Here is a 19,752-nt window from a genome sequence, read left to right as displayed (position 1 = left end):
CCAGCGACCGGAGCGTCGCGGCGGGAGGTGTCTAAGCGACGGCGAAGGGCCGTGGCCCGGCGAACTGGACCACGGCCCCCTGCCCAGGTGGGACTTTAGCCCTCCAGGAGTTCGGTCACCAGGGCTGCGATCGGCGAGCGTTCGGAGCGGGTCAGGGTGACGTGGCCGAAGAGCGGGTGTCCTTTCAGGGTTTCGACGACGGCGGCGATACCGTCGTGGCGGCCGACCCTGAGGTTGTCGCGCTGGGCGACGTCGTGGGTGAGCACGATCTTGGAGTTCTGGCCGATGCGGCTCATGACAGTGAGGAGCACGTTCTTTTCCAGGGACTGCGCCTCGTCAACGATCACGAAGGCGTCGTGCAGGGAACGGCCGCGGATGTGGGTCAGCGGCATGACCTCGAGCATGCCACGGTCCATGACCTCCTCCACCACTTCCTGGCTGACCAGGGCGCCCAGGGTGTCGAACACGGCCTGGGCCCAAGGGTTCATCTTCTCGGATTCCGAACCGGGCAGGTAGCCAAGTTCCTGGCCGCCCACGGCGTAGAGGGGCCGGAACACAATGACCTTGCGGTGTTCGCGGCGTTCCAGCACTGCCTCGAGGCCGGCGCAGAGGGCAAGCGCCGACTTGCCGGTGCCGGCACGGCCGCCGATGGAAACGATGCCGACGGCGGGATCCATCAGCATGTCGATGGCCAGCCGCTGCTCGGCGGAGCGCCCATGGAGGCCGAACACATCCCGGTCGCCCTTGACCAGGCGGACCTGCTTGTCCGCGCCCACCCGGCCGAGGGCAGAGCCACGGTTGGAAAGCAGGACCAGCCCGGTGTTGACGGGAAGTTCGGCTGCCGCGGGAATGAAGACGGGTTCGTGGCCGTAGAGGGTGGAGATTTCCTGTTCGTCCGCTTCGATTTCGGCAACGCCCGTCCAGCCGGAGTCCTTGACCAGTTCGTTGCGGTACTCGTCGGCGGTCAGTCCCATGGCGGACGCCTTGACCCGCATGGGCAGGTCCTTGGAGACAACGGTGACGTTCCGTCCCTCGTTGGCCAGGTTCTTGGCCACGGCGAGGATCCGGCTGTCATTGTCGCCGCTGCGGAAGCCCAGAGGCAGGACCTCTGCGGAGATGTGGTTGAGTTCCACCATCAGGGTCCCGCCCTCGTCCCCGATGGGAATGGGCTGGTTGAGCCCGCCGTGCTTGACCCGCAGGTCGTCCAGGAGCCGCAGGGCCTTGCGCGCGAAGTACCCGAGCTCGGGATCGTGCCGCTTGGCTTCGAGTTCAGTGATGACCACGACTGGCACGACCACCTCATGTTCGGCGAACCGCAGTAATGCCCGGGGATCGGAGATCAGGACCGAGGTGTCAATGACGAAGGTGTGGATGTCGGCTTCCCTTCCGGAGACAGCAAAACCGGCCGCAGCTTCACTTGCTGCGCCGGTTTCAATGGGGGCTCGCTCGGCGCGAGAGGTAGCTTTTCCGCCCTGTCCAACCAGGACCTCGGGCAGTTTTTCAGAAGTAGCCACATCGACTCCAGCCCCGGGCACCAGCCCGGAATTGTTATTGGTGAGGCGGCTCGGCCAAGAGGCCGGGTCCGGCCTCCCATACAACCGGTGCGATGTTTCGCTCCATGTACTGGCCTCCCCGATCAGCCGGCGGTTTTGCCTGCTGATGGTTATAACGTAAATCCATTCGGGGTAATTTCCGCAACTATTTCCCGGCGATTTTCCTTGCCGGTGCATGAACCCGTCATGAACCGGGGGTTTCAGGCCCCGAAGCGCCGCTGCCGGCCCGCATAGTCCCTAAGGGCGCGGAGGAAATCAACCTTGCGGAAGGCGGGCCACAGGGCCTCGCAGAAGTAGAACTCGGAGTAGGCGCTCTGCCACATCAGGAAGCCGGAAAGCCGCTGCTCCCCCGAAGTCCTGATCACCAGGTCCGGGTCCGGCTGGCCGCGCGTGTACAGGAAGCGGGAGATGTCATCGACGCTGAGGTCATCGGCCAGCTTGGAGATGTCCCTACCCTTGGCCACGGCGTCGTGCAGGAGTTCGCGGACGGCATCGACAATCTCCCGGCGGCCGCCGTACCCCACGGCCACATTCACATGGATCTTCTCCCGGACAGGGGTCCTGGCGGTGAGCTTGTTGAGCCGCTCGGCCAGGTAGTCCGGCAGCAGTTCGGGAGCACCCATGGCATGCACTGAGATGTTCGAGTCCTCGTCAAGCCGGTCCAACGTGTTGGCGATGATCCCCATCAGGAGGTCCAGTTCCTCGCTGGACCGGTTCATGTTGTCAGTGGACAGCATGTACAGCGTCACCACTTTGACGCCCAGCTCCTGGCACCAGCCAAGAAATTCATGGATCTTGTCCGCGCCGGCCTGGTGGCCCTGGCTGGTGGGGGCATTGAACTGCTTGGCCCAACGCCGGTTGCCGTCCACCATGACGCCGATGTGCCGGGGAATCCGGTCCCGCGGCAGGTCCTTGAGCAGGCGGCGCTCGTAGAAGCCATAGAGGAACCCGGGCAACTCCACGCGTCCACTCACCTGACTTTCCTGCCGTACGTACATCCACATCCTAGGCTACCGTCCAGGACGCCCGGGCACCTGCAGTGCGGTTCCGCCGGGCTTGTAAGAGGTTACCCGCCGGTAACTTACTGCTCCGTAAGTTATTCTGGTGGCATGAACAGCGACTCCCAGCAGGCCATTCCCGCGCCGCAGCCGGAGGACCCGGACGCGGGCTCGGACCAGGAAACCAGCGCTGTGGATGATGCAGCCGTACGACTCGCTGAACTGCTGATGATCAAGCCGAAGTGGCGGGGCTGGATCCACACCGTCACGGCCCCGCTCGCCCTGGCGGCAGGGGCCCTCCTGGTGGCGCTGGCCCCCACGGCGGACCGCAGGATCACCTCCGCCGTCTATGCCGCAACAGGCGTTCTACTGTTCGGAGTCAGCGCCGTCTACCACCGCGGCAACTGGTCGCCCAGGGTGAAGCTGATCCTTAAACGGCTGGACCACACCAACATCATGCTGGTGATCGCCGGCACCTACACCCCGCTGGCATGGACACTCCTGGAACGCCCGCAGGCTGTGGTGCTCCTGTGGGTCATCTGGGCCGGAGCCATCCTTGGCGTGCTGTTCAGGCTGCTGTGGACAGACGCGCCGCGCTGGCTCTACGTACCCATCTACATAGCGCTGGGCTGCGGGGCGCTGTTCTATCTGCCGCAGTTCTTCCAGGCCAGCATTCCCGCGGCTGTCCTGATCTGCGTTGGAGGCGTCCTGTACATCACGGGGGCGGTCTTCTATGCGCTGAAGAGACCCAACTTCAGCTATAGCCACTTCGGGTTCCACGAGCTGTTCCACGCCTTCACCGTGTTCGCGTTCGCAGCCCATTTCGTGGCCATCGCCCTGGCAGTCCTGAACTAGCAGGCCCGCACCCAAACCCGCCGAGGGGCATGGGTTGCCCACGCGCGCACTTACAACGCATGGGGTGAAGTACGCAGGATGGAACGGGCTGTTACTCGTGCGGCCGCGGCGCCCCGCCTGCCGGGCCGTCCTCACTGCCGCCGGGCGCTGCCCGGTGCGTGCCGCCGTCGAACCCGTCCTGGCCGTCGAGCCCATCCTGCGCGTCCGCGGCATCCACGTCCGCCGCAGCGGCTGCTGCCAGGCGCTCCTCCTCCACCTGGGCGCGGTAACGCAACCGCCGGATGCGGCGCACCATGTCGACGATGAGCAACGCGGTGGCCACCACGAAGAATGCCGTCATGATGAATCCCAGCAGGCCCGGAGTGACCTGGTCCTCGGAAATCCCCTCCCGCAACGTGGGCGTGGGCAGCGGAGTGGGCGTTGTCGCGAGGCTGAGGAGCAGAGAATGCACGGTTGAAACCTTCTGGTGGAACGGATGCAGCAGGAAGCGGACGGGACCGGCCGTCGCCGCGCCTATCTTCTACACGGGATAGAAATAGCCTGCCGGGTCTATCTTAGCCCCGCGAACAGGTCCTTTTCGGGAAGCTCGGATGGCACCCGGGAATGGATCAGCGAGTAGTCTTCCCATGGCCAGGCGCGGCGCTGCATCTCGGGCGAGACGGCAAAGAAGAAGCCCAAAGGATCCACCTGGGTCCGGTGGGCCCGCAAGGCGTCGTCGCGCACCTCGAAAAAGTCGCCGCAGTCGATCTGGGTGGTGGTGGGATGCTTTGCCGGCGGAGGGGTGTGCCCTTCGGCGTCGGCCTCCAGCCATGCGGCCAGGCGCTCGGCGTACGGGGATTGCAGGCCCGCTTCCTCAAGCGCGAAATGCAGGGAACGGAACCGCTCCGGGCTGAAGGCGCGGTCGTAGTACAGCTTGCTCGGCTCCCAGGCCTCCCCCGCCTCCGGGTAGCGGTCCGGATCACCGGCGGCTTCAAAGGCCTCCACCGCCACCCTGTGCGCCATGATGTGGTCCGGGTGGGGGTAGCCGCCGTTCTCGTCGTAGCTGAGGATGACATGCGGCTTGAACGAGCGAACCAGCCGGACCAAGGGTGCTGCCGCCTGGTGCAACGGCAGGGTCGCGAAGGATCCCGGCGGCAGCGGCGGCAGCGGATCACCTTCGGGCAGGCCCGAGTCAACGAAGCCAAGCCACCGCTGGCGGATGCCCAGGATGTCGGCGGCACGCTGCATCTCCAGCCGGCGGGCACCGGCCATGTCGCGCTTGGGGTGGGGTTCGCCTTCCACCGCGGGGTTCTGGATGTCGCCGCGGGATCCGTCCGTGCAGGTGGCCACCAGGACGTCCACGCCCGCTGCCGCATACATCGCCATGGTCGCGGCGCCCTTGCTGGATTCGTCATCCGGGTGGGCGTGGACCGCGAGCAGCCGGAGCGGCGCCTGGGAGTTGCTGGACGCTGTCATGGCGGAGACGGCTCCTTATTCTTCTTCTGCGGCTTAAGGCAGTTTGTGGACGGTGTGGTGCGGGTGCCCTGCAAATCCGGCGGCCGCAGCCACCGCAAAGCGACGGCAGAAAGGGCACTAAACTGGTCTGGTGACTTCCCCGGACCAGCCGGCCCATCCGGCGCCCGCAGACACTAGCCTAGCCAATCGGTATGGTGCTAAAAAGCGCCGGCTCTCCCCTACCGCCGGCCGGGCTGCCATCGGCGTGGCACTGGTCGCCGGGATCGGATTCCTGGCATGGGTGACCACCTCGAACTCAATGTCGGGGGTCACGTTCAAGGACGTGGGCTACAGCACCACGGACGCCACCCTCGCCGAGGTGGATTTCCAGGTGACCCGGGAACCGTCCAACGCCGTCAAATGCGCGGTGAAGGCACTGGATTCCAAATTTTCCGTGGTGGGCTGGAAGGTGGTGGACATTCCGCCAACGGCTGCAGATGGGACGGCCGACGGCGGCAGGACAGTTGCCCAGCGCGTCACCGTGCGCACGGAGTCGGAGTCGGTGTCCGGCCTGGTGGACAGCTGCTGGATCGCTGAGGCGTCCTCCTGACATGTGATGTGCGACGCTTCCCTGTTGGGTTATCTCCAGAGGATTGACTACAATGGGGGGATACCTTTACCCCGCTGAGCTGGTTACTGTTCCACAAGTGGCCACCGTGGCGGGGTCTTTTGCATGTAGGACCACTAGAGGAGAAGTCCGTGTCTACCACCAACAGCGCATCTGCAGCCTGGCTCACCCAGGAAGCTTTTGACCGCCTGAAGGCAGAGCTGGACCACCTTTCCGGCGCAGGCCGGGCGGAGATCGTCCAGAAGATTGAAGCTGCGCGGCAAGAGGGGGACCTCAAGGAAAACGGGGGCTACCACGCGGCCAAGGAGGAGCAGGGCAAGATCGAAGCCCGCATCCGCCAGCTGACGGCGCTGCTCCGTGACGCCCATGTGGGTGAAGCGCCGGCCGATGACGGCATCGTGGAGCCCGGCATGCTCGTGGTTGCCAGGATCGCCGGTGACGAGGAGACGTTCCTGCTGGGTTCACGCGAGATCGCCGGCGACTCGGACCTGGATGTCTTCAGCGAAAAGTCTCCGCTGGGCGCAGCCATCCTGGGCCACAAGGAGGGCGAGACCCTCAGCTACGTCGCGCCCAACGGTAAGGACATCACGGTGGAGATCCTCTCCGCCAAGCCGTACGTTGCCTAGCGCCACCCCGCCGGCACCACTGAAGCCGAATGCGGCGGCCGCCCCCTTGGGACGGCCGCCGCATTTCGTTTAACTACTGCCTGGGCTTAACCTGCTTTGCCCCCAGGCTCCTGCGCCGGGGCCTGCTGTCAGCTTCCCCCCACCACCGCGGTGTCCCGTGGACGAAGCAACAGGGCGGCCAGGATACCGCCTGCGGCACCGCCCAGATGCGCCTGCCAGCTTACGTAGCCGGCCACGAAGGGCAGGGCTCCCAGCAGGATACTTCCGTAGCCCATGAAGAGAACCATCGCCAGCAGGATTTGCCGCCAGCTGCGGTTGAAGAACCCGCGCACCAGCAGGAAGGCGAAAAGCCCGAACACCAGGCCCGAGGCACCCACCGTGACACCATTACCGATGAGCCAGACGGTCAGCCCGCTGCCCAGCCAGCTGAAGGCCAGCGCGGTGAGGAACACGCGGAGCCCGGAGAGGAACACCAGGAAGCCAAAGATGACCAGGGGCAGGCTGTTGGAGAGCAGGTGGTTCAGGTTTGCGTGCAGCAGCGGGAAGGTGAAGATGTCCAGCAACCCATCGGGGCTCCGGGGCCGCAGCCCGAAGGTCCGGATGAGCGCTCCCATCATCAGGCTGTTCGCCACCTCGATGGCGAACAGCAGGGCCACGAAGCCGCCCAGCACAACCAGGCCGACCTTCGCCCGGGAGGCAATGTCCTGGCGCTCCGGCCGGCCGTCACCCATCAGTCCCGCCACCGCAGCTCCTAGTGCACGACGATTGGCTGGAAGCCCTCGGCACGGAGGGCGCTGAGGACCTGCTCACCGTGCTGGTGGCCCTTGGTTTCGAGGTTCACGGTGATGGAGACGTCGCCCATGCTGATGGAACCGCCAACCCTGGTGTGGTCCAGGCCGGTGACGTTGGCATCGTTCTCTGCGATGATGCGGGCAATCGTTGCCAGTGAGCCGGGGCGGTCGTCAAGCATCATGCGGACAGTCATGTAGCGGCCGGCGGCCGAGAGGCCGCGCTGGATCACCTTAAGCATCAGCATGGGATCGATGTTTCCGCCGGAGAGCACCGCGACGGTGGTTCCGGGGTTTTCGATCTTGCCGTCCATGAGTGCTGCCACGCCCACTGCCCCTGCGGGTTCCACCACCATCTTGGCCCGTTCCAGCAGGAAGATCAGCGCTCGGGCCAGCGAGTCTTCGCTGACCGTGACGACGTCGTCGACGAGCTCCCGGATGATGCTGAAGGGCAGTTGTCCCGGGCGGCCCACGGCAATGCCGTCTGCCATGGTGGAGACTTTCTTGAGCGGCACCAGGGCGTCGGCAGCAAGCGACGGCGGGTAGGCGGCGGCATTTTCCGCCTGCACCCCAATGATGCGGATCTCCCGGCCAAGCTCCCTGGCGCGCGCCTTGATGGCGACGGCGACCCCGGCCAGGAGGCCCCCACCGCCCACGCCCATGAGCACGGTGTCCACGTTGGGAACCTGCTCGAGGATTTCCAGGCCCACGGTGCCCTGGCCCGAGACGACGTCCACGTTGTCGAAGGGGTGCACGAAGACCATACCGGTTTCGTTGCTGTAGCGCTGGGCTTCCGCGAGCGCTTCGTCCACGTTGTGCCCGTGCAGGACCACTTCCGCGCCGTGGCTGCGGGTTGCGGCCAGCTTGGGCAGTGCCACGCCCAGCGGCATGTAGATGCGGGCTTTGATGCCCAAACTCTTGGCGGCGACGGCAACGCCCTGTGCGTGGTTGCCGGCCGAGGCGGCCACCACTCCCCGCTTCTTCTCGTCGGGGGAAAGCCGCGCCATCCGGACGTAGGCGCCGCGCACCTTGAACGAGCCGGCGCGCTGCAGGTTCTCGCATTTGAAGTAGACGTCCCCGCCTACCATGCCGCCCAGTGCACGGGATGACTCCACGGGAGTTCGCGCAATAATCCCGTCAAGCAGCTTCTGCGCCTCAAGGACATCGTCCAGTGTGACGGGAAGGGTTTCAAGGATCTTCACGGACTACTCTCCTCTGGGATCTGCCACGGCGGCCTCCGCAGAGGACGAGCGGGCATCACGGTGTTCGGCTGCAGTGCCGGCCGCCGCGTCCCTACCGGCGTCGGATGCTGACGGCGGTTCAACGTCCTCCACGGTGTTGTCCCCGCCTGTTCCGGCTGTGATGGGCCTTCCGGCAATAACCGGCACCTGTTCATGTTCCCACGTTCTGGCGGCGATGTAGCGAACGGCCGAGTTTGCTACGGCCAGGATGGGCACCGAGAACAGCGCTCCGGGGATGCCCGCAAGGTAGGAACCGGCCGCGACGCTCAGGATCACTGCCACCGGGTGGAGGGACACCGCCTTGCCCATGACCAGGGGCTGGAGGATGTGGCCTTCGAGCTGCTGGACCAGCAGGACGATCGCCAGCATGATCAAGGCATTGATGGGGCCGTTGGCCACCAGGGCCAGGAGGACGGCGACGACGCCGGTCAGCAGGGCACCGACCACCGGAATGAACGAGCCGAGGAAGACCAGCACGGCAAGGGGAAGCGCCAGCGGGACGCCGAGGATTGCTGCCCCCACGCCAATGCCGAGGGCGTCGACGGCGGCCACGAACATCTGGATCCGGGCGTAGCTGACCATGGAGGCCCAGCCTTTGCGGCCCGCGCCGAATGTGGCGGCCCGGGCCTTGCGGGGAAGCATCCGTACCAGGAAGGCCCAAATCCGGTCACCTTCCAGGAGGAAGAAGATCAGGATGAACAGTGAGAGCAGCATTCCTGCTGCGAAGTGGCCTGCCGTGCTGCCGAAGGACAGGGCACCGCTGAGGATGCTGCTGCTGTTGTTCTGCAGTCCGTCGGTTACTTCCTTGACGTACTGGTCGATCTGCGCCGCGGTCAGGTGCAGGGGGCCGGCTGACAGCCAGTCCTGGACCTGTCGCACGCCTTCGAGCGCCTGCGAATAGAGTTCACCGAATCCGACGGCGAGCTGCCTGCCCACCAAGGCCAGGGCACCGACAATGACGCCGATGAAGCCCAGCACAGTCGCGGCAACGGCAAGCCCGGCGGGCAGTCCGCGCCGCTTGAGCCAGGTGGTGACGGGGCTGAGGAGCCCGGCGAGGAGGGCAGCCACCATGATCGGGATGATCAACAGGGTGATGTGACTGAGCAGCCACACCAGTATGCCTGCCATCAGCAGGATCAGTCCCAGGCGCCACGACCAGGAGGCGGCGATGCGGATGCCGTAGGGAATGTCCTTGTCCAGCTCACGGTCGGTCAGGACCCGCAAGGGTGCAGCCGCAGCGGTTGCCGCTGCGGGGACCGGGCGGGCCAGGGTGACGTCATCCTCGTTTGGCTTCATATCCCAATACTTCCCCAGCCACGGCTCAATGGGAAACTACCCCGCCGCCGTGCCGGGACGGTAATCGATACCCCATTCCACGCTGAAGGACCCGCCGGGAGCCAGCCACCGCAGGCCATCGCCGGAGTTGAACGCATTGGCCGGCCCGGTCATGGGCTCCACCGCCACGGCGCGGGGCCGGCCCGGGTACACGGTGCTGACGTAGACGTGGACGTAGCCGCAGTTTTGATCCTGCCAGAGCGACACCGCACTGCCATCAGCCGCAGCGAGGGTGTGCCTTGCCCTGCCGCCGTCGAAGCGGAGATCCGTCAGGGCAACGTCCACTGCGAGGTCGGCGATGTGCCGGCCGGAACGGAAATCCGTGTCCCCCTCAACCGGTGCGGAACTGCGCGGAATCAGCCGCTCATCCGTCACCAGCCTGGTGCCGGCTGCCACGGTCAGCTGCAGGTCCTCCACCGCCGCATCCCCCACCCTGAGGTACGGGTGTGCACCCAGGACAAATGGCGCCGGAGCCGTTCCGTCATTGCTGAGGGTCTGGCGCACTTCCAGCCCCAGGTCCCCGGACAGCCGGTATTCCACCCGGTGCCGGACCAGGAAGGGATAGCCGTGCTGCGGAAAAACGGTGGCCTCCAGAGCCACGGAATGCTGTGACTGCCCCACCAGCGCATAGCCGGCGTTTCGGAGCAGCCCATGGCTTGCATTGTTGCGGGACACCTCGGTGATGTCGAGCTGCTGCTTCCTGCCGTCGAGGAACCACACCCCGTCCTCCACCCTGTTGGCCCAGGGCGCCAGCGTTATCCCGGCACCGCCCGGGGCAATCTGGTCATCTGCATAGGTCTCGGTCAGCAGGACGCCGGCCCGGCTGAAGGAGCGGAGTCCGGCGGCAAGTTCGGTGACCACCGCCACCGCATCGCCGCGGCGAAGCTCGTATTGCCGGCCGGTGGCGCAGGAACGGGCGGATTCAGAGGCGGGGATTTCCTGTTCGGAAGAGGCTGTCATGGGCTTTACCGTACAACGGGCAGCTCCTCGGTTCCATCAGTCCACTGTTACTTTTTGTTGTTAACTATTCATTCTTGATCGTTTATGCCAAACTTTTGATATGACAGGGATTACCAGCACCCAGCTCTCGGACGGCCGTGAGCTGATCTACTTCGACCATGCGCGCACCCGCACGTCGCGGGCAGACCACGTCACCACCGACCACCGTGGGCTCCCTCCACGGGGGGAACCCGGCGAGGTACGGTTCGACGCGTTGACCGGCGAATGGGTGGCCATTGCCGCGCACCGGCAGGCACGCACCCACCTGCCGCCTGCCGACCAGTGCCCCATCTGTCCCACCACCGCCGGCAACGCCACGGAAATCCCGGCCGCCGATTACGACGTCGTGGTCTTCGAAAACCGCTTCCCCTCCCTGGGCCCGGCACTCGGACCGGTACCCGACGACGCCGCATGGGGAACGAAAGGCCCTGCCTACGGCCGCTGCGAAGTGGTGTCATTCACACCCGAGCACACCGGATCCTTCAGCGGCCTGAGCCCGGAGCGGTCACGGACGGTCATCGAAGCGTGGTCCCACCGCACCGCTGCCCTTAATGCCATGTCCGGCATCAAGCAGGTGTTCCCGTTCGAGAACCGGGGCGCCGACATCGGCGTAACGCTGCACCACCCGCATGGCCAGATCTACGCCTACCCCTATGTCACGCCCCGGGCCGGTGTCATCGGTGCCGCCGCCCGGAAGTACTACGACGCCACGGAGGGCAAGGACACGCTGACTGGTTCACTCCTGCGCGCAGAGCGGGAAGATGGCAGCAGGATGGTCCTGGAAGGCACGCATTTCAGCGCCTACGTCCCCTTCGCGGCCCGATGGCCGCTGGAGATCCACCTGATCCCCCACCGGAAGGTACCGGACCTCGCAGCACTGGACGGGGAGGAGAAGGACGAGCTGGCGGAGGTCTACCTCAACCTGCTGAAGCGGGTGGACGCCCTCTACCCCACGCCCACCCCCTACATTTCCGCCTGGCACCAAGCACCGCTGGACGACGTGCTGCGGCCCGCAGGCTACCTCCACCTCCAGCTGACCTCCCCCCGCCGGGCGGCCGATAAGCTGAAGTATTTGGCAGGGTCGGAGGCAGCCATGGGCGCCTTCATCAACGACACCACCCCCGAAAATGTGGCGGAACGGCTGCGTACTGTCGCCCTGCCGCCGTCGACCAGTGCCGCCTCCCTGGCGGGCACTCCGGAAGGAGCCTCCGCGTGAGCATGCAGGATCATGGCATGACGGCAACGTCCGCCGGGCAGGATCTCAGCGCCCGTTTCGAAGAGGAGTTCGGCAGCGCCCCGGACGGCGTGTGGCAGGCGCCCGGACGGGTGAACCTGATCGGAGAACACACCGACTACAACGAGGGCTTCGTGCTGCCGTTCGCCATCGACCGCACCGCCCGGGTGGCCGTGGCGGCCCGCCAAGACAACACCGTGCGGCTCCTGTCCACCTATGGCGATCAGGGCGTGGTTACAACGTCCCTGGAGTCTGTGCGGCCCGGAACGGCCAAGGGCTGGACCAAATACCCGCTCGGGGTGATGTGGGCCCTGCGGGAGCAGGGCATAGACGTCCCCGGGATCGATCTGCTGCTGGATTCCAACGTGCCGCTTGGGGCCGGCCTGTCGTCGTCGCACGCCATCGAATGCGCCGTCATCACCGCACTCAACGACATCACGGGTGCCGGGCTGGAGGCCCAGGACATGGTGCTGGCCACCCAACGGGCAGAAAACGACTTTGTGGGCGCTCCCACGGGGATCATGGACCAGTCCGCATCCCTGCGCGGTTCAAAGGGCCATGCCGTCTTCCTGGACTGCAGGGACCAAACGGCGAGCCTGGTTCCCTTCGAGACCGAACCCGCCGGCTTGGTTCTCCTGGTGATCGACACCAAGGTCTCGCACTCCCACGCGGACGGCGGCTACGCCTCGCGCCGGGCGTCCTGCGAGCTTGGGGCCGAGGTCCTGGGCGTAAAGGCGCTGCGGGACGTGGAGGTGGCCGACCTGGCAGAGGCCAGCGGACTGCTGGACGAGGTCACTTTCCGGAGGGTGCGCCACGTGGTCACGGAGAACGACCGCGTCCTCCAGGCCGTCGAGCTCCTGGCCGGCCCCGGCCCGGGCGCCGTCGGGCCCCTGCTCGACGCCAGCCACGCCTCCATGCGCGACGATTTCGAAATTTCCTGCCCGGAACTGGATCTCGCCGTCGATACCTCACGCGCCCATGGCGCCATCGGTGCACGGATGACCGGAGGCGGGTTCGGCGGGGCGGCGATTGCCCTGACGCCAGTCGCGGCCGAGCAGGAGGTGCGTGACGCCGTCGCCAAGGCCTTCGCCGGGGCCGGCTTCACCGCCCCGGACATCTTCACCGTCTCCCCTGCCGCAGGCGCCATGCGCATCGCGTAGGTTGCCCCCCCTTAATGGCCATGGGCCCCACCAGCATCAACTGGTGGGGCCCACGGTTTTGCTTTACGACGGCGGCAGGCGCCTGGGTGCCTAGTCGTCGCCGCGCAGGATGGCCAGCAGGCGGATGATCTCCACGTACAGCCAGACCAGGGTGACGGTCAGGCCGAAAGCTGCTGTCCAGGAGAAGCGCTGCGGGGCGCCGTTGCGGACGCCCTCCTCGATGCTGGTGAAGTCCATGACCAGCGAGAAGGCCGCGAGTCCGATGGCCAGCAGGCCGATGAAGACGCCCAGCGGGATGCCAAAGATCTCGACGCTGGTGCGCAGGCCGAACGGCTCCTGCACGGCACCTGTCCAGACCAGCACCATATTGATCAGCGAGAACACGGCGTAGCCAATGATCGCGATCATGAAGAACCGCATGGCACGGGGCGTGGCGCGGACCTTGCCGTTCTTGAACAGCATCAGGGTCACGGCGAACACTGAGAGCGTGCCGATGACCGCCTGCAGCCCGACGCCGGGGAACATGCCGTCCAGGATCCGGGTCAGGCCGCCGAGGAAGAGACCTTCCAATGCCGCGTAGGCCAGGATCAGGGCCGGCGAGGGCTGCTTCTTGAAGGTATTGACCAGTGCCAGGACGAAGCCGCCCAGGGCGCCGACAATCATGAGCAAGGACGCCAGCGGGAGTCCGACCGTAAGGGTGATGGCCGCGCCCACCAGCACTGCGCCCAGGCAGGCGGCGGTCTTCATGATGACATCGTCAAAGGTCATCCGTCCCGTGTCCGCTGGGCCGGCCGACGGCTGGTTGTACATCTGCCGCAACTGTTCGTCCGTCATGGCCTGGGGCGGTGTGCCCCACCCCTGCTGGCCGTACGGTGCCTGGCCATAGGGCTGCTGGCCATACGGCGCCTGGCCGTAGGGTGCGCCATAGGGAGCCTGCGGGACAGGCGGTGCCTGGGTGGCTCCACGGAAATTCTTTCCGTTGAAGATCGGGTTGCCGCCAAGTGCCATTGCGGGATTCCTCCATGTGGGTGCGGGTGATGAGCTCTTTGCTACGCTACCAATTCCCACGAGGGGCCTGCTGAAGAAGTTCCCGGCGGGCCCGGTTGCAACCGAACCGTGACCGTTTACGTCCCGACATGCACCGGGACCCGCCGAGCCGCTATCCCACGCCCAGGTAGGCCTCCTTGATGGAGGGATCTTCCAGCAGCTCTTTCCCGGTGCCGCTGTGGGTGATTTCGCCGGTTTCCAGCACAAAGGCCCGGTGCGCCCCGGCCAGGGCCTGGTTGGCGTTCTGCTCGACCATCAGGACGGTGGTGCCCTGGTTGTTGATTTCCTTGATGATCCTGAAGATCTGGCGAATGAACTGCGGAGCCAACCCCATGGAGGGTTCATCCAGCAACAGCAGCTTCGGGTTGGACATCAAGGCCCGCCCAATGGCCAGCATCTGCTGCTCGCCGCCGGACATGGTTCCGCCGAACTGCTTTTCCCGCTCCTTCAGGCGCGGAAAGAGGTCAAAGACGCGGTCCAGGTCATTGGCCACGCCGCTTCTGTCCTTGCGGCCAAAAGTTCCCATGTCCAGGTTCTCCATCACAGTCATCCCCGGAAAGATCCCGCGGCCCTCCGGGGCCTGGGAAATTCCCTGCACCACACGGATGTGGGCCTTCATCTTGGTGATGTCCTGTCCCTCGAAAGTGATCCTGCCTTCCGAGCAGTTCAGCAGGCCGGAAATGGTCCGCATGGTGGTGGTCTTGCCGGCGCCGTTGGCACCGATCAGGGCCACTACCTCGCCTTCCTCCACGGTGAAGGAGATGTCCCGCAGCGCCTGGATCCGGCCGTAGTGGACGGAAACGTTCTCAAGCTCAAGCAACGTCATCTTCGGGCTCTCCTAGGTAAGCGGCAATAACGCGGGGGTCTTCACGGATCTCCCGGGGCAAACCATCCGCGATCTTCTTCCCGAATTCCAGCACGACGATCCGGTCCGTCACGCCCATCACGAGTTTCATGTCGTGCTCGATGAGCAGCACCGTGTAGCCCTCATCCCTGATGGTACGGATGAGGGCCATCAGATCTTCCTTTTCCGCCGGGTTGAACCCGGCAGCGGGCTCGTCCAGGCACAGCACCTTCGGATCTGTTGCCAGGGCCCGTGCGATCTCAAGCCTGCGCTGGTACCCGTACGGCAGCTGCCGTGAAAGGACATGCGCGTGGGTGCTGATGCCCACGAAATCAAGCAGGGCCATGCCGCGCTCGATTGCGGACTTCTCTTCCCTGGTGTGCGTGGGCAGGCGCAGCAACGCCCCGCCCACGCTGGTGCGGTGCCGGGCGTCCAGGCCAACCACCACGTTCTCCAGGGCTGTCATTTCGCCGAACAGGCGGATGTTTTGAAAGGTCCGGGACAGGCCCAGGCGGGTGATCTTGTGCTGCTTGATCCCGTTCAGGACCTGGCCTTCCAGGACCACCTTCCCGCTGGTGGGTTTGTAGACGCCCGTCATTGCGTTGAAGCAGGTGGTCTTTCCGGCGCCGTTGGGGCCAATGAGCCCCAGGATTTCACCACGCTTGATGTTGAAGCTGATGTTGTCCAGTGCCACCAGGCCACCGAACTTGATAGTGAGGTTCTGCACCTCCACGATGTTGTCGCCCACCGCAACCGCAATGTCGCGGTCCGGCGCCACTTTCTCGGCCAGATCCTGGTCCACGCCTGCTTCGGCCAGGGCCTCCATGTCGATTTCGGGCGCAACAGCTGCGGAACCGTCCTGTGCCGGTTGCTCCTCCACGCTGCTGGAGCCGCTGTGCCTTTCCTCGGAGCTCATGCCTCCGCCCCTCTCTGTGCTGCAGCACCTGCATCGGAACCTGCCGCGGGCTTGTCCTTGTCTTTGGCTTCCATGCCGTCGCGGCTGACGACCTTGTTCAATGCCGTCCGCCCGTAGGCGAGCAGGCGCTGGCGCGCCGGGAGCAGCCCCTGGGACCGGAAGATCATGATGAGCACCAGCGCAATCCCGAAGATCAGGTACTTGTACTCGGCAATGGCCGTGAATCTCAGCGGGATGTAGCTGACCAGGGCGCCGCCCAGGATGGCGCCAACCTTGTTGCCCGCGCCACCAAGGACGACGGCGGCCAGGAACAGGATGGACGTGGTGACGTCGAATTTCTGGTTGTTGACGAAGCCCACCTGGCCCGCGAACAGGGCACCGGAAAGGCCACCAATGGCAGCGCCGATAGCGAAGGCCCACACCTTGTACTTGAAGGTGGGAACGCCCATGATTTCCGCGGCATCCTCATCTTCCCGGATGGCGATCCAGGCGCGGCCAACACGGCTGCGCTCCAGGTTGCCCACCAGGAGGGTAATGATGATGATGATGGTCAAGGTCAGCCAGTACCAGGGCACGCCGTTTGAGTTGGAGAAGATGGGTGCGCCGTTGGGTTCGGTTCCCGGCGGGTGGCCCACGTTTTGGAAGCCCACCTGGCCCTTCATCGCGGGAATGATGGTAGCCAGGATGCGCACGATTTCACCGAAACCGAGGGTCACGATGGCAAGGTAGTCGCCCCTGAGGCGGAGTGTTGGGACGCCCAGCACCACGCCGAAGAACATGGTCACGGCCATGGCCACGGGAATGGTCCACAGGTACGGGATGTGCAGGAAGGGCGAGTCCGGGCTGGTCAGCATCGCCGCGCAGTAGGAACCCACGGCGAAGAAGGCGACGTATCCCAGGTCAAGCAGGCCGGCGTACCCAACCACGACGTTAAGGCCGACGGCGATGAGAGCGAACCGGGCCATGTCGAAGCAGGCCAGGGCGAAGTTGTTGCCAGGCTCCGTGGTGATGATGGGTGGATTGATCAGCGGCAGCAGGTAGGCCAGGACCACCACGATCACCAGGAATGCCCATTGCTGCTGGCGGGACAGGGCGTTCCAGCGATCGGAGAAGTACCCGGTTTTGCGCCCCTCCCGCTGCCGGAGCGCGCTTTTGCCTGCGGCTTTCGCTGACGCTTCGCGTTCCTCAGCTGCCTGTTCCGCGGCTGCTGTCTCCAGCGGCGTCGGGCCGTCGGTCATGCTCATGCTTTGCTCCTTCCAAGGGAAGTTCCCAGGATGCCTTCGGGCCGCAGCAGCAGTACGAGCACCAGTACCACGAACGCCACAACGTCGGTCCACTGCGAGTTGCCCAGCAGGATCTGGCCATAGTTGCCGATCAGGCCGAGCAAAAGGCCGCCCAGCAGCGCCCCGCGGACGTTGCCGATCCCGCCGAGCACAGCCGCCGCGAACGCCTTGATCCCGAGGATGAACCCGCCGTTGTATTGGACACCGGACGGGATCTTCATGACGTAGAACAAGGCAGCGGCTCCTGCGAGCAAGCCTCCAATGACGAAGGTGGTAATAATGATGCGCTCTTTGTTGACGCCCATCAATGTCGCGGTATCAGGATCCTGGGCAACGGCGCGGATGCCGCGGCCAGTGCGGGATTTGCTGATGAACCTGTCGATGCCCACCATCATGATGACCGCAGCAATGATGATGACCAGCTGCTGGGAATCAATGATGGTGCCGAAGACATCAAAGATGGGCAGGGGCCGGAACATGGTCAGCGCCAATTCCGGGCTGGGACCGCGCCACAGGTAAATGAGGTACTGGATGGTGAAGGAAGCACCGATGGCGGTGATCAGGAAGACCAGGCGGGGCGCATTCCGTTGCCTCAGTGGCTTGTACGCGATCCGTTCCAACAGGAAGGCCGTTACCGCCGAGGCAACCATCGCCAGGATCAGCGCCAGCAGCAGGTTCAGGATGATGGACCAAATGTCGAGCCTGGGAACCGAGGGGCCGAAGCCGAGGGTGCTGAGGGTAAAGAAGACGGCATAGCAGCCGACAATGAAGACTTCCGAGTGGGCGAAGTTGATCAGGTTCAGCACGCCGTAGACCAGGGTGTAGCCGAGCGCTACGAGCGCGTAGATGGCCCCAAAGGTGAGGCCGTCAAAGGTTGCACTCCAAAAGTTCTCGGCCAGGGACGGAATGTCGAAGGTGATCCAGTCGTTTTCGGTGGGAAGTAAAGGGACAAGTGAGGGAAGCATGGGAACATCTCGATCCAGTTGAACGCGGCCTTGTGGGCCCGGCCGTGGGACTTGTGTCTAGTGACGTTACGTGGTTCGGGGCTGCTGCCAAGCGAAGAAAAGGCTGTGGGGGCCTGCTGATGCTGGCCCCCACAGCCGTTGTCTATTGCCGGGCTGCTACTCCCCGATTGGGCCGATGGGAACGATCTTCCCGTTTTCCACCTTGTAGCCGTACACGGTCGGAGCCTGGAGTTCGCCCTTGTCGTCCCACTTGTAGTGCTTGCTGAGGCCGTCCTTGTCGTAGGACTTCACCCAGGCGAGCAGGTCCGGGCGGCTCTGCTTGCCGGCGTCGATTCCGGACAGGAGGACGGTCGCGGCGTCATAACCCTCGATCGAGTATGTGCCGGGCGCTGCACCCTTGGACACGTCCTTGTAGGCCGAGGCGAAGTCCGGGATGAGTTCGCCCGGGAGGCAGGGGCACGTGAAGTAGGTGTTGTTGGACGCGTCGCCCGCCTGCTTGATGAACTGGTCATCCTTCACGCCATCAGGTGCCACGAAGGTTCCCGTGAAGCCCTTGCCAACCAGCTGCTGGTCGAACGGCGCGCCTTCCGGGTAGTAGCCGGCGTAGAACACTGCGTCTGCCTTGGCGTTCATGATCTTGGAGATGACGGCCGAGAAGTCCTTCTGCCCGGTGGTGACCTTCTCCGTGCCGGCCAGTACGCTGCCGAGACCGGCGGAGGTGGAGGTTCCCAGGCCAATGCCGTAATCGGAGTCGTCCTGCACCAGGTAGACCTTCTTTGCTCCGAGCTTGCCGGTAAGGAACTTGGCGGCAGCCGGGCCCTGGACGGCGTCATTACCGAGGCCCCGGAAGAAGGTGGTCCAGCCGTTCTGGGTCAGCGTGGGGTTGGTGGCCGACGGCGTGATGTGGACCAGGCCCTTCTGCTCGAAGATGTTGCCCGTGGCCTTGGACTCACCCGAGAACGGGAGGCCGATCACACCCAGGATCTCCGGCTCGCTCACAAGCTGGGTGACGGGGCCCGTGGCCTTGTTGGGATCGCCTTCGGTGTCGAACTTCTTGAACTGGACCTGGCAACCCGGGTTGGCCTTGTTGTGCTGGTCGATGGCCAGCTGGATGCCGTTGAAGATATTGACGCCGAGCTGGGCGTTGGGGCCGGTCTGCGCACCTGCGTAGGCCAGTGTGGTGGTGGCCGGGCAGGTTGCCTTGCCATCTCCAGCGGGCAACACAGCGCCGGTCGGAACATCGACTTTCGAAATGGCGGGGATGTTCACTTTGCTGGACGAGCCGGAGCTTTCAGTGTTGCTCGGGCCGGCTTGGTTTGCGCAGGCCGACAACAGCATGCTGAACGTGGCTGCTGCTGCCAACGAAGTGAGGACTTTCTTTCGGTACATTAATCTGCCTTCCGAAACATGACCGGGCGATGCGGGTGCGGAACGGGCGCTTTGGCGCCTGGATCGGGACCAGGAATTCCTGATTTAGCTTCAAGCTAGTGCATAGATGCCAGCGAAACTAAGTGACTGAGGTCACAGCCTTATAACAGTAGTTTCCTATGGGGAATTAAACGCCGAAAGCCGCCCCGTGAGGGGCGGCTTTCGAATGTCCGGCAAGGCGGCGCGGCGGGGACAGGTGTACCCCAGGTGGGACTCGAACCCACAACACGCGGATTTTAAGTCCGCTGCCTCTGCCAATTGGGCTACTGGGGCGCCGGGACAATGGTATCCCGTCAGGAGCGGGGGCATGCATCCGTCCGGCGCATGCCGGACCGGGCGTGGGGCTTACGGGAAACGCCAGGACTTGCCGGGATACGCCGACGGCGGCCGGCCCCGGAAAGGGGACAGCCGCCGTCCG

The 19,752-nt window shown here is 64.9% G+C and carries 20 protein-coding genes and 1 tRNA gene; 6 read left to right on the top strand and 15 right to left on the bottom strand.

Going from position 1 to position 19,752, the window contains the following annotated elements:
* Positions 1-95: 95 nt before the first annotated feature.
* The gene (locus ACTJK0_RS04695; protein WP_440744423.1) at positions 96-1,514 is read right to left on the bottom strand and encodes a PhoH family protein; all 1,419 of its coding nucleotides are present in this window, start codon (positions 1,512-1,514) and stop codon (positions 96-98) included.
* A 239-nt stretch (positions 1,515-1,753) separates the two neighbouring features.
* A complete protein-coding gene (locus tag ACTJK0_RS04690; protein ID WP_110542926.1) occupies positions 1,754-2,515 on the bottom strand; it encodes an isoprenyl transferase in 762 nt (253 codons plus the stop codon).
* A gap of 147 nt (positions 2,516-2,662) precedes the next feature.
* On the opposite strand from ACTJK0_RS04690, the gene trhA reads away from it, so the two are divergent.
* A complete protein-coding gene (gene trhA, locus ACTJK0_RS04685) occupies positions 2,663-3,406 on the top strand; it encodes a PAQR family membrane homeostasis protein TrhA (protein WP_440744422.1) in 744 nt (247 codons plus the stop codon).
* 91 nt (positions 3,407-3,497) lie between these two features.
* Here the strand turns inward: trhA and ACTJK0_RS04680 are convergent, their stop codons facing one another.
* Together ACTJK0_RS04680 and mca are read right to left on the bottom strand one after the other, a co-directional pair.
* Positions 3,498-3,857 (bottom strand): hypothetical protein, encoded by a 360-nt coding sequence (locus ACTJK0_RS04680; protein ID WP_440744421.1) that lies wholly within the window; start codon positions 3,855-3,857, stop codon positions 3,498-3,500.
* A 98-nt stretch (positions 3,858-3,955) separates the two neighbouring features.
* Positions 3,956-4,861: a mycothiol conjugate amidase Mca gene (gene mca / locus ACTJK0_RS04675; protein ID WP_440744420.1), complete on the bottom strand. Its 906-nt coding sequence runs from the start codon at positions 4,859-4,861 to the stop codon at positions 3,956-3,958.
* Between the two features lie 130 nt (positions 4,862-4,991).
* Here mca and ACTJK0_RS04670 point away from each other — a divergent pair, with 130 nt between their 5' ends.
* Both ACTJK0_RS04670 and greA read left to right on the top strand, forming a co-directional pair.
* Positions 4,992-5,450, top strand: coding sequence for a DUF4307 domain-containing protein (locus ACTJK0_RS04670; RefSeq protein ID WP_440744419.1), 459 nt, complete (start codon positions 4,992-4,994; stop codon positions 5,448-5,450).
* A 149-nt stretch (positions 5,451-5,599) separates the two neighbouring features.
* Complete coding sequence (gene greA / locus ACTJK0_RS04665; protein ID WP_110542798.1) at positions 5,600-6,094, top strand: transcription elongation factor GreA; 495 nt, start codon at positions 5,600-5,602, stop codon at positions 6,092-6,094.
* A 128-nt stretch (positions 6,095-6,222) separates the two neighbouring features.
* Here the strand turns inward: greA and ACTJK0_RS04660 are convergent, their stop codons facing one another.
* The 4 genes from ACTJK0_RS04660 to ACTJK0_RS04645 are packed head-to-tail and all read right to left on the bottom strand — an operon-like array spanning position 6,223 to position 10,418.
* Entirely contained in the window at positions 6,223-6,837 is a 615-nt protein-coding gene (locus tag ACTJK0_RS04660; protein WP_440744418.1) for a rhomboid family intramembrane serine protease, read from the bottom strand.
* Between the two features lie 8 nt (positions 6,838-6,845).
* Complete coding sequence (gene ilvA, locus ACTJK0_RS04655; RefSeq protein ID WP_110542796.1) at positions 6,846-8,084, bottom strand: threonine ammonia-lyase; 1,239 nt, start codon at positions 8,082-8,084, stop codon at positions 6,846-6,848.
* A 3-nt stretch (positions 8,085-8,087) separates the two neighbouring features.
* Positions 8,088-9,419: an AI-2E family transporter gene (locus ACTJK0_RS04650; RefSeq protein WP_440744417.1), complete on the bottom strand. Its 1,332-nt coding sequence runs from the start codon at positions 9,417-9,419 to the stop codon at positions 8,088-8,090.
* A 36-nt stretch (positions 9,420-9,455) separates the two neighbouring features.
* On the bottom strand, positions 9,456-10,418 hold the full coding sequence (locus ACTJK0_RS04645) for an aldose 1-epimerase family protein (RefSeq protein WP_440744416.1): 963 nt from the start codon (positions 10,416-10,418) through the stop codon (positions 9,456-9,458).
* Between the two features lie 100 nt (positions 10,419-10,518).
* On the opposite strand from ACTJK0_RS04645, the gene galT reads away from it, so the two are divergent.
* Together galT and galK are read left to right on the top strand one after the other, a co-directional pair.
* Entirely contained in the window at positions 10,519-11,673 is a 1,155-nt protein-coding gene (gene galT, locus ACTJK0_RS04640) for a galactose-1-phosphate uridylyltransferase (RefSeq protein ID WP_440744415.1), read from the top strand.
* A gap of 17 nt (positions 11,674-11,690) precedes the next feature.
* Positions 11,691-12,851: a galactokinase gene (gene galK, locus ACTJK0_RS04635; protein WP_440744478.1), complete on the top strand. Its 1,161-nt coding sequence runs from the start codon at positions 11,691-11,693 to the stop codon at positions 12,849-12,851.
* Between the two features lie 90 nt (positions 12,852-12,941).
* On the opposite strand, the gene ACTJK0_RS04630 is transcribed toward galK, so the two are convergent.
* The 6 genes from ACTJK0_RS04630 to ACTJK0_RS04605 form a co-directional block, all read right to left on the bottom strand.
* Positions 12,942-13,859, bottom strand: a complete 918-nt coding sequence (locus ACTJK0_RS04630) for a Bax inhibitor-1/YccA family membrane protein (RefSeq protein ID WP_440744414.1) — start codon at positions 13,857-13,859, stop codon at positions 12,942-12,944.
* A 151-nt stretch (positions 13,860-14,010) separates the two neighbouring features.
* A complete protein-coding gene (locus tag ACTJK0_RS04625; protein WP_110542791.1) occupies positions 14,011-14,724 on the bottom strand; it encodes an ABC transporter ATP-binding protein in 714 nt (237 codons plus the stop codon).
* Positions 14,711-15,658, bottom strand: a complete 948-nt coding sequence (locus ACTJK0_RS04620; protein WP_440744413.1) for an ABC transporter ATP-binding protein — start codon at positions 15,656-15,658, stop codon at positions 14,711-14,713. The genes ACTJK0_RS04625 and ACTJK0_RS04620 overlap by 14 nt, the downstream gene beginning before the upstream one ends.
* Complete coding sequence (locus ACTJK0_RS04615; RefSeq protein WP_440744412.1) at positions 15,655-16,902, bottom strand: branched-chain amino acid ABC transporter permease; 1,248 nt, start codon at positions 16,900-16,902, stop codon at positions 15,655-15,657. The genes ACTJK0_RS04620 and ACTJK0_RS04615 overlap by 4 nt, the downstream gene beginning before the upstream one ends.
* Positions 16,899-17,906 (bottom strand): branched-chain amino acid ABC transporter permease, encoded by a 1,008-nt coding sequence (locus ACTJK0_RS04610; protein ID WP_110542788.1) that lies wholly within the window; start codon positions 17,904-17,906, stop codon positions 16,899-16,901. Before ACTJK0_RS04610 ends, ACTJK0_RS04615 begins: the two co-directional genes overlap by 4 nt.
* Before the next feature lie 156 nt (positions 17,907-18,062).
* Positions 18,063-19,130, bottom strand: coding sequence for a branched-chain amino acid ABC transporter substrate-binding protein (locus tag ACTJK0_RS04605; protein ID WP_440744477.1), 1,068 nt, complete (start codon positions 19,128-19,130; stop codon positions 18,063-18,065).
* Between the two features lie 28 nt (positions 19,131-19,158).
* Between ACTJK0_RS04605 and ACTJK0_RS04600 the strand changes: the two genes are divergently transcribed.
* Positions 19,159-19,317: a hypothetical protein gene (locus ACTJK0_RS04600; protein ID WP_440744479.1), complete on the top strand. Its 159-nt coding sequence runs from the start codon at positions 19,159-19,161 to the stop codon at positions 19,315-19,317.
* 216 nt (positions 19,318-19,533) lie between these two features.
* On the opposite strand, the gene ACTJK0_RS04595 is transcribed toward ACTJK0_RS04600, so the two are convergent.
* Positions 19,534-19,607: transfer RNA gene (locus ACTJK0_RS04595), tRNA-Leu, on the bottom strand.
* Between the last annotated feature and the right edge of the window lie 145 nt (positions 19,608-19,752).

It is taken from the genome of Paenarthrobacter sp. 22069, assembly GCF_052046035.1.
Lineage (GTDB): Bacteria > Actinomycetota > Actinomycetes > Actinomycetales > Micrococcaceae > Arthrobacter.
The sequence above is the reverse complement of the archived record's forward strand: the minus strand, read 5'-3'. Positions and strand labels throughout refer to the sequence as shown.

Bases quoted from the DNA above. Each gene is read 5' to 3' on its own strand.
- ACTJK0_RS04610 (WP_110542788.1), bottom strand. From the start codon at position 17,906: ATGCTTCCCTCACTTGTCCCTTTACTTCCCACCGAAAACGACTGGATC.
- ACTJK0_RS04650 (WP_440744417.1), bottom strand. From the start codon at position 9,419: ATGAAGCCAAACGAGGATGACGTCACCCTGGCCCGCCCGGTCCCCGCA.
- galK (WP_440744478.1), top strand. From the start codon at position 11,691: ATGACGGCAACGTCCGCCGGGCAGGATCTCAGCGCCCGTTTCGAAGAG.
- ACTJK0_RS04645 (WP_440744416.1), bottom strand. From the start codon at position 10,418: ATGACAGCCTCTTCCGAACAGGAAATCCCCGCCTCTGAATCCGCCCGT.
- mca (WP_440744420.1), bottom strand. From the start codon at position 4,861: ATGACAGCGTCCAGCAACTCCCAGGCGCCGCTCCGGCTGCTCGCGGTC.
- ACTJK0_RS04600 (WP_440744479.1), top strand. From the start codon at position 19,159: ATGGCGGGGATGTTCACTTTGCTGGACGAGCCGGAGCTTTCAGTGTTG.
- trhA (WP_440744422.1), top strand. From the start codon at position 2,663: ATGAACAGCGACTCCCAGCAGGCCATTCCCGCGCCGCAGCCGGAGGAC.
- ACTJK0_RS04625 (WP_110542791.1), bottom strand. From the start codon at position 14,724: ATGACGTTGCTTGAGCTTGAGAACGTTTCCGTCCACTACGGCCGGATC.
- ACTJK0_RS04615 (WP_440744412.1), bottom strand. From the start codon at position 16,902: ATGAGCATGACCGACGGCCCGACGCCGCTGGAGACAGCAGCCGCGGAA.
- ACTJK0_RS04620 (WP_440744413.1), bottom strand. From the start codon at position 15,658: ATGAGCTCCGAGGAAAGGCACAGCGGCTCCAGCAGCGTGGAGGAGCAA.
- galT (WP_440744415.1), top strand. From the start codon at position 10,519: ATGACAGGGATTACCAGCACCCAGCTCTCGGACGGCCGTGAGCTGATC.
- ACTJK0_RS04630 (WP_440744414.1), bottom strand. From the start codon at position 13,859: ATGGCACTTGGCGGCAACCCGATCTTCAACGGAAAGAATTTCCGTGGA.